The organism is Salaquimonas pukyongi (assembly GCF_001953055.1).
Classification (GTDB): Bacteria; Pseudomonadota; Alphaproteobacteria; order Rhizobiales; family Rhizobiaceae; genus Salaquimonas; species Salaquimonas pukyongi.
Map to the genome: position 1 here is coordinate 454,803 of NZ_CP019044.1, position 12,564 is coordinate 467,366.

Sequence of the window (12,564 nt, forward strand, 5' to 3'; positions counted from 1 at the left end):
TTGCAAGCTCAGCCTCGGCACCTCTCAAAGGTGCCCGAGCGTTGCGATTGAGGCAAGAAGTAGCATGGCACAAGGCAAGACCATTCCTGTTCTCACCATCGTCGCCATCATTGTGGCGATCTGGTATGCTTGTGTGGTCTGGCTCAATGCGCCGTTCGAATACGATCAGGCAGAACGCTTCGACCAGCCGGTGCCGGATTTTTCCGAGCTAGTCTCGGCAACCATGAGCCAGGATCGGCCAATCCTGCCCGCACCACACCAGGTGGTGGCGGAAATGTGGGATACGACGGTCAACAAGAAGATCACGTCGAAACGCTCCCTTATCTACCATTCTTGGGTGACGCTGTCGGCGACCTTGCTCGGTTTTGTTATTGGAACGGCACTCGGCATCCTGCTGGCGGTCGGCATTCTGCACAACAAGGCCATGGACAAGTCGGTCATGCCATGGGTGATCGCTTCCCAGACCATCCCCATTCTGGCCATCGCGCCGATGATCATCGTCGTGCTCAATGCGGTTGGGCTTTCCGGCCTCCTGCCCAAGGCGCTGATCTCGACCTATCTTTCCTTTTTCCCGGTTGTCGTCGGCATGGTGAAGGGGTTGCGCTCTCCCGATAACATGCAGCTCGACCTGATGCGCACATGGAACGCTTCGACATCGCAAACCTTCTGGAAACTGAGATGGCCGTCCTCCATGCCCTATCTCTTTACTTCGCTGAAGGTAGCCGTTGCCATTTCGCTGGTCGGCGCGATCGTGGGCGAACTGCCGACCGGTGCGGTTGCCGGCCTTGGCGCGCGGCTGCTGGCCGGTTCGTATTACGGCCAGACTATCCAGATCTGGTCAGCCCTGTTCATGGCGGCAATTCTGGCGGCAACCCTGGTCATGCTGGTGAGCTTTGCCCATTCCTACACGCTCAAGCGCATGGGCCAGCGTGAGGAGGCGATTGCATGACGACAGGCTTGGGCTGGGTTTTCTTCGCAATTGTCTTCTGGGCGTGTGCCTGGGCGCTCAACGAATGGCTGGTACGCCAGGAAGGAAGCGGTCTTTTCTCGCGGCGGTTTCTTGGCCTGCTGGTACCGCTGGTCTTCGGCATCACGCTTCTGGTGCTGTGGGAGGGGATGACCCGCGGTTTCAACATACCGACAGTGCTGCTGCCTCCGCCCTCGATGATCTGGGAGCGGATCATCAACTCGCTGCCGATCCTGTGGGCCGATTTCCGCCAGACCTTTCTCAAGGCCGTTATTGCCGGCTATGCGCTGGGCTGCGGACTGGGGTTCCTTACCGCATTGGCCATCGACCGCTCTCCGTTTCTCAAGCGAGGGCTGCTGCCGCTGGGAAATTTTGTCTCCGCCCTTCCGATCATCGGCATCGCACCCATCATGGTGATGTGGTTCGGGTTCGACTGGCAGTCGAAAGCTGCCGTTGTCCTGATCATGACCTTCTTTCCAATGCTCGTGAACACGGTGCAGGGCCTGTCTGCAGCAGGTCATATGGAGCGCGACCTGATGGGTACTTATGCAGCAAGCTGGTGGCAAACGCTGGTCAAGCTTCGCCTGCCGGCGGCAGCGCCCTTCATCTTCAATGCGCTCAAGATCAATTCGACATTGGCACTGATCGGTGCCATCGTTGCCGAATTCTTCGGCACGCCCATTGTGGGCATGGGATTTCGTATTTCCGCCGAAATCGGCCGGATGAATACGGATATGGTGTGGGCAGAAATCGCCGTGGCAGCCCTTGCGGGCTCCGCATTCTATGGGGTGGTGGCACTGATCGAACGTGCCGTCACCTTCTGGCATCCGTCCGTGCGCGCAGCGCGGACTTAAACAGGGAGAAACCGAATATGAGAAAACTGACCACGTTAATGCTGGCGGCGGCCATGTCGCTGGCCTCCTTCAGCGCCTGGGCGGCTGACAAGGTAACCTTGCAGCTCAAATGGGTGACCCAGGCCCAGTTCGCCGGCTACTACGTTGCCAAGGACAAGGGCTTTTATGAGGAAGAAGACCTTGATGTTGAAATCAAGCCGGGCGGGCCGGATGTCGCCCCGCCGCAGGTGATTGCAGGTGGTGGTGCCGATGTGGTGCTCGACTGGATGCCCTCCGCACTGGCTACCCGCGAAAAAGGCGTGCCGCTGGTCAACATTGCCCAGCCATTCAAGTCCTCCGGCATGATGCTGACCTGCCGCAAGGATTCCGGCATTACCTCACCAGCTGACTTCAAGGGCAAAACCCTCGGTGTCTGGTTTGGCGGCAATGAGTATCCGTTCCTCAACTGGATGAACAAGCTCGGCCTTTCCACCGATGGTGGCGAGAATGGCGTCACGGTGCTCAAACAGGGCTTCAACGTCGATCCGATCCTGCAGAAACAGGCCGATTGCGTTTCGACCATGACCTACAATGAGTACTGGCAGATCATCGACGCCGGCCTGACACCGGACGATCTGGTGGTCTTCAAATATGAGGACCAGGGCGTGTCGACGCTGGAAGACGGCATTTATGTGCTGGAAGACAGCCTGAAGGATGAGGCCTTTGTCGACAAGATGGTGCGCTTCGTTCGCGCTTCCATGAAGGGCTGGAAATGGGCTGAGGAAAACCCGGACGCAGCCGCCGAAATCGTGCTGGAAAACGATGCCACCGGCGCCCAGACCGAAAAGCACCAAAAGCGCATGATGGGCGAGATCGCCAAGCTGACTGCCGGCTCCAACGGGGCGCTTGACCCTGCCGATTACGAGCGCACGGTCGAGGCCCTGATGTCCGGTGGTTCTGATCCGGTCATTTCCAAAAAGCCGGAAGGTGCCTGGACCCACATGATCACCGACAAGGCGCTTAACTGAGCGGAATTTTCGGAAAGGTGAACTATCTTTCCGAAAGCTGAGAGGAGGGCGGTTCCGCATCCGGGATCGCCCTTTTCTTTTGCTTCGCCGGAAGCTACCTATCGCGCCCAACGACGCACAGATCGGTTGAGGGACATTTGATGGGCAGAGAACCGGTGACGCTTGAAATCAGGGACGGGCTGGCCTTTGTGACCATCGACAACCCGCCGGTCAATGCGACGTCACAGGCGGTGCGCGCGGGATTGGCGGAAGCGGTACAGAAGGTGACTGTATCGAAGGTAAGGGCAGCAATCCTCAAATGCACCGGACGCACTTTCGTCGCCGGAGGCGACATCAGTGAGTTCGACAAACCGGCCGCTGAACCCCATCTGCCAGATCTCTGCAATGCGATTGAAGCCTCGCCCGTTCCATGGATTGCTGCCATGCATGGCACCGTGTTGGGCGGCGGGTTTGAACTCGCGCTTTCCTGTGCCTTCCGCCTGGCCTTGCCGGATACGCGTTTCGGCATGCCGGAAGTCAATATTGGCATCATTCCCGGTGCTGGCGGCACCCAGAGATTGCCGCGCTTGGCGGGCGCTGAAACCGCCGTGGAGATCATCTGTTCGGGCGGCATGTTTGCTGCGCCAAAGATGTGGGATGCCGGGATTGTTGATCTGTTGATGGACGATCTTGGCGATGCGGTACTAGCCTTTGCAGGCAAACTGCCGCCCCGGCCCGAGCCGGCCAGTCAGCGAAAGGCGCTCAATCCGGGTAGTGAATGGTTCGCTGCCAAACGGTCAGAACTTGAGAAGAAGGCGAGGGGACAGCATTCACCGCTCCAGGCGCTGGAAGCGATCGAATGGGCCTGCACAATGCCGTTTTCAGAAGGCCAAAAGCGCGAGCGCGAACGCTTTTTGGATCTTAGAACATCAGATCAGTCCAAAGCCCTGCGACACGCCTTTTTCGCTGAGCGGCAGGTCGCCAAACCGGAAATCCTCAAGGGTGTCGAGGCGCGGCCGGTTGAGCGCATCGTGGTCGTTGGCGGCGGTCTGATGGGCACGGGCATTGCCACGGCCTGTCTTGGGGCAGGCTGCAGCGTGCATATTCTCGAACAGAACGAAACGGGGGCGGAAGCGGCCATTGGCCGGGTCAAGGCCAACATTGATGGGGCGATAAAGCGCGGCAAGCTGTCAGAGGAAAAGGCCGCCGCGCAAATGGCCCGCCTGTCGGCAGGCTGCGAATATGAAGCTGCCCGAAATGCCGACCTTGCCGTCGAAGCGGTGTTTGAGGATTTGCAGGTCAAGAAGGACACCTTTTCCCGCCTGGCTGCCGTCATGCCGGAACATGCCATATTGGCAACCAACACGTCCTACATCGATCCGCGGCTGATCTTTGAAGGCATTGCCAATTCCGCCCGCTGCCTCGGCCTGCACTTCTTTTCACCAGCCCACATCATGAAACTGGTGGAAATCGTGCAGATGCCGGAAACTTCCAAACAGACACTTGCCACCGGCTTTACACTTGCCAGCCGGTTAAAGAAAATCCCGGTTCTGTCGGGCATTTGCGACGGCTTCATCGGCAACCGGATGCTGGCTGCCTACCGGCGTCAGGCCGATTACATGCTTGCCGATGGTGCATTGCCCCATGAGGTGGATGCAGCAATGCGGGCTTTCGGCATGCCGATGGGGCCTTATGAACTGCAGGATCTGACCGGACTGCAGATTGCCTGGGCCAACCGCAAGCGGCAGGCCGCAACGCGTGATCCGCGCGAGCGCTATGTCACCATCGCCGACCGGCTCTGCGAGATGGAACGTTTCGGCCAGCGCAGCGCGATGGGCTGGTACCGCTATGAGGCGGGGTCGAAGAAACCATTGCACGATCCGGCTGTGGAAGCCTTGATCACCCGCTATTCCGCCGAACAGGGGATCACGCGGCAGGCTTTCTCACCGGAAGAGATTTCCGGCAGGCTGATCGCGGCCATGGTCAATGAGGGTGCGTTGATTGTTGAGGAAGGCATCGCCTGCTCGGCCGATGACGTCGATGTGGTGAAGCTGCATGGCTATGGTTTTCCCCGCTGGCGCGGCGGGCCCATGTTTTACGCGCAAAGCCGTGGCATTGGCGAAATTGCTGGCTTCATGCAATCGGTTGCGGCACAAAGCCCTGATTCCTGGAAGCTCTCGAAACTGCTTTCCTGACCCTCGTCATGTTCGCTACGCTGTCTCGCTCCGGGCGCTGTTCAGTTCCTGCCGCAAGCGCTCTTCTTCCAGTGCCGCCGGGGAAGAAAGACCAGCCAGCAAACGGTAGGCTACCGGTGTAACGAAAAGCGTGGCGGTGGTTGCAAGGCCAAGCCCGCCGGCGATCACCCAGCCAAGCGCCACCCGCGCTTCGGCGCCTGCTCCGCTTGCCAGTACCAGCGGTATGGCCCCAAGGACGGTTGAAACCATCGTCATCATGATCGGCCGCACCCGGCGGATGGCCGCCTGTTCGGCGGCGTCGGCAACGCTCATGCCGCTGTTTCGCAACTGGTTGGCGAACTCGACCATCAAGATGCCGTTCTTTGCCATGATGCCAACTAGCAGGACGAGACCAATCTGCGAATAGACGTTCAGACTTGTTCCCGTGAGCACCAGCGCAAAGACTGCGCAGGCAAGGCCGAGCGGGACGGTCAGCATGATGATCAGCGCAGAAACAAAGCTCTCGAACTGCGCCGCCAGAACCAGCAATACGACCACAATGGCAAACAGGAATGTGGTGCGCATGCCGCTTTCGGTATCTTTCAGCGTGGCAGCTTCCGCCAGCGGTGCAAGCCGTGCCCCGGCAGGCAGAAGCGGTGCAGCAAGTTGCTGGGCTTCGGCGAGCGCCCCGGCGATTGAAAAACTGCCGTCCAGGCTTGCAGTCAAGGTAACGGCACGGCGGCGTTGCTCGCGCCCGAGCGATGGTGCGACCGCTTTTTCTTCCAGGGTGGAAATCGACGAGAGGGGAACGGTCCTTCCGTCTGAAGCCTTCAGGAAAATATCTTCAAGATCGGATGGATCGTTGATCGGGTTGGAGGTTGAAATCATCTTCACATCAACGGCACGGTCGCCGACAAAAACCGACCCGACGGAGCGGCCATCCAGCATCGCCTGAACGACCGGCGCCAGCCCGTCAATGTTGATCCCCAGATCGGAAGCGCGTTCGCGGTCGATGGAAATGGAAAGCTGCGGCTGTGTTGTCTCGTAGGATAGCCGGATACGGCCGAAACGCGGGTCAGCCTCCATCCTGGCCATCAGTTCCTCAGCCGCCGCCGCAAGTTCATCATAGTCATCCCCCAGCAGGGCCACTTTGAGCCCTTCACCCGCATTGCGAATGCCCAGGCTGTTGGGCTGAATGGCGAAGGCGCGGATACCCGGCACGGTGGCCAGCTTTCGGTTGACCTCTGCGGCGATTTCCTGCTGGCTGCGCTCGCGTTCGTCCCAGGGGGCCAGGGTGAGCACGGCAAAACCGTTGTTTGCCTGGCCGCGTATTCCGGCAATGGAGAAAACGTTCGTAACCTCTCCACTGGTTCGCAACGGTTCAACCAGCGCTTCTATCTTGCGCGTCTGTGTGCTGGTGAAATCCAGGCTGACGCCCTGTGGCGCGCTCACGAACATCAGGATGACGGCACGGTCCTCCGGCGGGGTCAGTTCCTTGCGAAGGGTCCCATACAGCACCACCGCGGCAAGGGCAGCCGCAACCGATACGGCGACAACCACCAGCGGTGCGGCAAGACATGCCCTCAACAGCCGCGAGTAAATTGCAATCAGCTGCTCACCGAAACGGCTTGCCGGGCCGCCACCGCTCTTTTCGGGTGCAGAAGTGAGAAAACGCGAGGCAAGCATGGGGCAGAGCGTCAGCGCGACAAGCGATGAAATGGTAACAGACAGCGCAAGGGTGAAGCCGAACTCGCCAAACAGGGCGCCGACCTTGCCGGGCAGAAAGGAAATCGGAATAAAGACGGAGGCCAGCGTCGCCGTGGTGGTTATGACGGCGAAGAAGACTTCCCGCACACCAACGACGGCAGCAGCACGCGGCCCGAGGCCGGCATTGCGTTTGCTGACGATGTTTTCCAGAACGACGATGGCATCATCGACTACCAGCCCGGTGGCGAGTACGAGGGCAAGCAGCGTGAGAATATTGACCGAAAGCCCGGCAAGCCAGATGCCGCCTACCGCGCCGATCAGCGCCACCGGCAGGGTAATGGCCGGTACCAGCGTTGCCCTCAGGTTCAGCAGAAAAACGAAAATAATGGCGATAACGATACAGGCGGCCAGCAGAAGCGAGTACAGCACTTCATTGATCGACCCCTGAATAAAGGTGGCGTCATCGCTGGTTACCTGGATGCTGACGTCATCGGGCAGGATTTCGGCGATCTCCGCAACGGTCTGCCTCACACCCTTTGAGATTTCCAGCGTGTTTGAACCGGCCTGCCGCACGATGCCCATGCCAACACCGGTGCGCCCATTCGCCCTGAGCAGACTGTCACCGGGATCCGGGCCGAGCGATACCGCAGCCACATCGCCGATGCGGGTTCTTCCCCGGATGACCAGTGCCTCGAACTGGGCCGCAGTGTCTATGCCGGCGGTTGTGCGAACAACAATGTCCTGCGACGAGCTGGTCAGCGTTCCGGCCGGCGAATCGAACGCTGCATTGGAAAGTGCAGCAGCAATGTCACCGGCGTTCAATCCCCGGCTGGCAAGCTTGCTCTGATCAACGTCAATCCTGAAGATGTTGTCGCGGTCGCCATAGACATAAACATCGGCAACACCGGGAACCGCCGTCAGCCGGTCGATGACCTCATCTTCAACCAGCGTGGTCAGTTCCTGAACCGAAAGATTGGCGGAAGTAACCGCAACGCGCAAAACCGCCTGTGCATTGTCATCGCTCTTGATCACGCGGGGGTCTTCGATGTCGTCGGGCAGGTCGCGCGATACGCGGCTGATGGCATCCTTCAGGTCGTTGGCCGCGACGTCGATATCGGTTTCCGCGGTGAATTCGACCGTCACCGAACTGCGGCCAAAGGTGGAAGAGGAAGAAATCGAATCCACGCCAGGCACACGCCCCGCAGCGCCTTCGATACGGGCGGTAACTTCCCGGTCAATGGTTTCGGGCGCAGCGCCGGGATACTCCGTGCGAACGGAAACCACGGGACTGTCCACCTCGGGAAGTTCCCGCACTTCGACGCCAAACAGCGCGGCAAGACCACCGACAATGATCAGCGCGCTCAGAACAAGCGCAAGAATGGGGCGCCGCACGAACAGGCCGGCAAATCCGCCATCTGATTGCGGAGCCGTTATCATCGGCTATGCCCCGCCCGCCGGCTGTTCGGCAATGTTCAGGGCAACGCCCTCCCGTACACTCTGTACGCCCTCGATCACCGTCAGGTCGCCGGGTTGAATTTCCCCCGATACCATGACGGCATCGCTGTTGCGCTGAATGATTCGCACATCAAGCCGCTTTGCCTTGCCGTCGGCAACGTTCCACACATACGGGCCCCGGGAACTCCACTGAATGGCCAGCGGATCAACGGCGACATGCTGTTCGCCGGGAAACTTCATGTTGACGCGAAACGACATTCCAGGGCGCAGGCGATCACCGGTATTGGGAATGCTTGCGCGAATTTGCAGCGTGCGGCTGTCTCGGTCCACCCGGCTGGCAATTTGGGAAACCGTGCCCTCAAAAGGCCGGCCCGGAAAGGCAACCGCTTCCGCCTCCACGGGCTGGCCAATTCTGACAAGGGCAGCAAATCGTTCCGGCACCCAGAAATCGACAATCAGCGAAGAGCGGTCGTCTATGGTGGTAATTGCCGTCTGAGGGGTAACATAGGCACCGGCTTCCACCGGCACCAGGCCGGCTATGCCGTCGGCAGGAGCCGTGATAAGGCGGCGCTGCAAGGCAACTTCCGCATCACGCAGGGCAAGCCTTGCAGTCTCCAGTTCGCCCTTTGCATCGTCTAGCTGCACCGTGGTCGCGGCCCGGGAACGGGTAAGCTGTTCAATTCTTGAAACCTTGTTGGCAACCAGTCTTTCCTGAAGGGCTGCACGGTCGCGGGCAATACGCTCTTTGTCGGAGTCCAGTTCGGCAACAACATCGCCTTTTTTGACCCGGTCCCCGGGAGAAACATTCACCGCAGTAAGAACACCGGATTCCAATGGTACAAGCGTGATCGAGCGTGCGGCTTCTCCGTCGCCAATGGCGGTTACGGAATTATCGACCGTGGCGGTAAACGCCGGAGCGGCGACGACCAGGACACCACCGCGCCGGCCGCCTCCTGCCTTTGGCCCGCTGCCGCCGATTGAGCCGGTGGCGGTCGTTGCATCCGTGCCGGCAATACGCTTTGCCAGAGCAGGATCAAGCCCCAGGGCCTGAAGGCGCGCGGCTGCATTCGGGTCAATCCGCGTCCAGGCAAAAAGGCACACCAGACCCAGCGCTGCTATGATCAATAGCTGTTTCCACGAGGCCATGTAGGATCCTGAAGCAAAACTTGAAAAATCAAACCACTGTGTTTCCAGTGTCCCATGGAGGATGGCGGAAAGTCACGTGAAATTTCGGTTAGAAAGCTGCACCCTTCGGCGCATGGCATGCAATGGGTTTGGAACCGGCATATCGCACGCCACAATCGGCGGACTCCATGGGCAAAATAGCCGTTCCCTTTCCCAGCGCGCCGCGATATTGCAGAAATCGGGACATTTTACGCCCGGGCGGATTACAGCATGCATCAGGACAAGGCACGCCCTCTTGAAGGGGATTTCGACTATATTATCGTTGGTGGCGGGACGGCGGGCTGCGTCCTGGCCAATCGCCTGACCGCCGATGCATCGAAAAAGGTTCTGTTGCTGGAAGCTGGCGGGACCGACGCCTATCACTGGGTTCACATCCCCGTCGGCTACCTGTACTGCATCGGCAATCCGCGAACCGACTGGATGATGAAAACAGCCGCCGAGCCGGGGCTGAATGACCGGTCTTTGGTCTATCCGCGCGGCAGGCTGCTGGGGGGATGCAGTTCGGTCAACGGCATGATCTACATGCGCGGACAAGCGGCCGATTACGATCACTGGCGGCAATTGGGCAATACCGGCTGGGGCTGGGATGACGTCCTTCCCTATTTCCTCAAGTCGGAAGACCATCATGCCGGAAAGACGGATTTTCATGGTGCAGGCGGCGAGTGGAAGGTGACCCGCCAGCGCCTTTCATGGGAAATCCTCAAAGCCGTTCAGCGCGGTGCAGCAGAATTCGGCATCATGCCGCGCGACGACTTTAATGACGGAAACAATGAGGGTTCGGGGTTCTTCGAAGTAAACCAGAAACAGGGCGTGCGCTGGAATACGGCCAAGGGATTTCTGAAACCGGCAATGAAACGTCCCAATCTGAAGGTTCTGACCCACGCGGAAACCGAACATCTGATCATAGAGAACGGCGAAGTGCGCGGCGTTGCATTCCGATATGGCGGGGAAAAAAGAACCGCCCGTGCAAGGGGTGAGGTTCTGCTTGCCGCCGGTTCGATCAACAGCCCCAGAATTCTCGAATATTCCGGTATCGGCCGGGGCGATGTGTTGAACGCCCTCGGCATTGATGTGGAGCATGAAAGTCCCGGCGTTGGGGAAAATCTTCAGGATCATCTGCAACTTCGGACGATCTACAAGGTGCGCGGCGCAAGGACTTTGAACACACTGGCTAATTCCCTTTTCGGCAAGACGCGGATGGCCCTTCAATATGCCCTGACACGCTCAGGCCCGCTTTCCATGGCGCCCAGCCAGTTCGGCATGTTCACCAAATCAGACCCGTCCCTGGCCACACCGGATCTGGAATATCACGTCCAGCCCCTGTCGACAGACAAGCTTGGCGATCCGCTGCATGATTTTCCCGCGATTACCATGTCGGTCTGCAATCTGCGGCCGGAGAGTGTTGGTTCAAGCCACATCGTCAGTCGCGACATTGCCCACCAGCCCGAAATCAGGCTGAACTATCTGTCTGCAGCGCGAGACCGGCAGGTTGCAGTCGAGGCATTAAGACAGGCACGCCGCATCATGACCGCAAGGGCACTGGCACAATATGAACCGCAGGAACTGCTGCCGGGACCAGCGGTCGTATCCGATGATGAGCTTTTAAGCGCAGCCGGTGACATCGGCACGACGATTTTTCATCCCGTCGGCACATGCAGGATGGGACAGGATGAACGATCAGTGGTCGGCACGGACCTGAAAGTGCACGGCCTTGGCCGTTTGCGCATCGTCGATGCTTCCATCATGCCGAAGATCGTATCCGGCAATACCGCCTCACCGGTAATAATGATCGCCGAAAAGGCAGCCGATGCCATTTTGAAGGATGCGGCGGCACATTAAGTAGAGCCCGGCACACCGTTCTTGGGTGTTATTTGGACGCCCCATCAAAAACGCCTGTTCAACATGCATGCATCATTTGGAAGAATGGTGCCCGGGGGCGGATTTGAACCACCGACACGCGGATTTTCAATCCGCTGCTCTACCCCTGAGCTACCCGGGCATCTTTGCAGGATATGGGGTGACGGAGCAAAGCCCCGTTCAAGACTGCGCGGTTTATAGTGGCTGTCCCGTGGCCTGTCCAGTGGATTGGAAGTCTGCCGCAACAAATATTTCAGCCGGATCAGGCATGCTGGTTTGCAGGTCGCTTCCATTGCCTGTTGCATGGCGCATGGACTAGTTTTCCGCCCCGCTGGAACTGTCGTCAGCCGGTTCGGCAGGCACCGCATAACTGCCGGAAAACCAGCGGTTGAGATCGACGTCGGAGCATCGTGTGGAACAGAACGGATAGGTGTCGCGGCTCGAGGGCTTGCCGCAATTGGGGCAGGCAACCGGCTTGCGCAGAGGCGCCACCTTGTCTTTTCCGTCGCTCATGATCAGGTTCGGTTCACCCAGTTGAAATAAACCGGATACCCTTCGCCTGCCAGCAGGGATACCGTCTCATGCACCGGCAGGCCGACAACGTTGGTATAGGACCCCACCAGTTTGACCACAAAAGCACCGGCGAGGCCCTGAATGGCATAACCGCCGGCCTTTCCGCGCCATTCGCCGGAAGCCAGATAAGCTTCGATTTCCTCGCGCGACAGCCGTTTGAAGCGCACACGGGTTTCCACCAGCCGGTGCCGGAAAGCGCCCTTGGGCGTTACCAGTGTGATGCCGGTATATACACGATGGGACCGGCCTGACAGAAGCCGCAGGCTGGTCGATGCCTGGTCCAGCATTTCCGCCTTGGGCAGAATGCGGCGCCCCAGTGCAACCACCGTGTCCGCAGCCAATATCAGACAGCCCTGGAGTTCCGGCGTGCGCGAGGCGTTTTCGACCGCCAGTTCCGCCTTTTCGCGGGCAAGCCGTTTGGCAAGCGTGCGCGGTGCCTCCCCCCGGGCCGGTGTTTCATCGGCGTCGACGGGGCAAAGATGGTCAGGCTCGATGCCCGCCTGCTGCAGCAACTGCAGGCGTCGGGGCGAACCGGAGGCCAGGATGAGCTTCAACCTGCCCGACATGTTGCGGTCCTATTTGAAACGGTAGGTGATCCGACCCTTGGTCAGATCATATGGCGTCATTTCCACGAGCACCTTGTCGCCGGCCAGAACGCGGATACGGTTCTTGCGCATGCGGCCCGCCGTGTGGGCGATGATTTCGTGGTCGTTTTCCAGCTTGACGCGGAAAGTGGCGTTGGGGAGCAGTTCGCTCACCACGCCCGGGAACTCGAGAACTTCCTCTTTCGGCATTCTACCTCTTTT

Annotated in this window: 10 protein-coding genes and 1 tRNA gene; 5 read left to right on the plus strand and 6 right to left on the minus strand. The window is 59.3% G+C overall.

Annotated features, from left to right (window positions below):
- Positions 1 to 64 precede the first annotated feature (64 nt).
- The 4 genes from BVL55_RS02235 (at position 65) to BVL55_RS02250 (ending at position 5,002) form a co-directional block, all read left to right on the plus strand.
- Positions 65 to 949, plus strand: a complete 885-nt coding sequence (locus tag BVL55_RS02235) for an ABC transporter permease (RefSeq protein ID WP_075995539.1) — start codon at positions 65 to 67, stop codon at positions 947 to 949.
- The gene (locus BVL55_RS02240) at positions 946 to 1,821 is read left to right on the plus strand and encodes an ABC transporter permease (protein ID WP_075995540.1); all 876 of its coding nucleotides are present in this window, start codon (positions 946 to 948) and stop codon (positions 1,819 to 1,821) included. Before BVL55_RS02235 ends, BVL55_RS02240 begins: the two co-directional genes overlap by 4 nt.
- Positions 1,822 to 1,838: 17 nt before the next feature.
- Complete coding sequence (locus BVL55_RS02245) at positions 1,839 to 2,828, plus strand: ABC transporter substrate-binding protein (RefSeq protein WP_075995541.1); 990 nt, start codon at positions 1,839 to 1,841, stop codon at positions 2,826 to 2,828.
- A 140-nt stretch (positions 2,829 to 2,968) separates the two neighbouring features.
- Positions 2,969 to 5,002 carry a 3-hydroxyacyl-CoA dehydrogenase NAD-binding domain-containing protein gene (locus BVL55_RS02250; protein WP_075995542.1) on the plus strand — a complete coding sequence of 678 codons (2,034 nt, stop codon included), beginning with the start codon at positions 2,969 to 2,971 and terminating at the stop codon, positions 5,000 to 5,002.
- A gap of 15 nt (positions 5,003 to 5,017) precedes the next feature.
- On the opposite strand, the gene BVL55_RS02255 is transcribed toward BVL55_RS02250, so the two are convergent.
- Positions 5,018 to 8,125, minus strand: coding sequence for an efflux RND transporter permease subunit (locus BVL55_RS02255; protein ID WP_075995543.1), 3,108 nt, complete (start codon positions 8,123 to 8,125; stop codon positions 5,018 to 5,020).
- 3 nt (positions 8,126 to 8,128) lie between these two features.
- The gene (locus BVL55_RS02260; protein WP_075995544.1) at positions 8,129 to 9,289 is read right to left on the minus strand and encodes an efflux RND transporter periplasmic adaptor subunit; all 1,161 of its coding nucleotides are present in this window, start codon (positions 9,287 to 9,289) and stop codon (positions 8,129 to 8,131) included.
- A gap of 249 nt (positions 9,290 to 9,538) precedes the next feature.
- Between BVL55_RS02260 and BVL55_RS02265 the strand changes: the two genes are divergently transcribed.
- Positions 9,539 to 11,167, plus strand: a complete 1,629-nt coding sequence (locus tag BVL55_RS02265; protein ID WP_075995545.1) for a GMC family oxidoreductase — start codon at positions 9,539 to 9,541, stop codon at positions 11,165 to 11,167.
- An 85-nt stretch (positions 11,168 to 11,252) separates the two neighbouring features.
- On the opposite strand, the gene BVL55_RS02270 is transcribed toward BVL55_RS02265, so the two are convergent.
- The 4 genes from BVL55_RS02270 to infA form a co-directional block, all read right to left on the minus strand.
- Positions 11,253 to 11,327, minus strand: a tRNA-Phe gene (locus tag BVL55_RS02270).
- Between the two features lie 173 nt (positions 11,328 to 11,500).
- Positions 11,501 to 11,698, minus strand: a complete 198-nt coding sequence (gene yacG, locus BVL55_RS02275) for a DNA gyrase inhibitor YacG (protein ID WP_075995546.1) — start codon at positions 11,696 to 11,698, stop codon at positions 11,501 to 11,503.
- A gap of 2 nt (positions 11,699 to 11,700) precedes the next feature.
- Positions 11,701 to 12,324: a Maf-like protein gene (locus BVL55_RS02280; RefSeq protein WP_075995547.1), complete on the minus strand. Its 624-nt coding sequence runs from the start codon at positions 12,322 to 12,324 to the stop codon at positions 11,701 to 11,703.
- A gap of 9 nt (positions 12,325 to 12,333) precedes the next feature.
- Positions 12,334 to 12,552, minus strand: coding sequence for a translation initiation factor IF-1 (gene infA / locus BVL55_RS02285; protein WP_075995548.1), 219 nt, complete (start codon positions 12,550 to 12,552; stop codon positions 12,334 to 12,336).
- Positions 12,553 to 12,564: the final 12 nt, after the last annotated feature.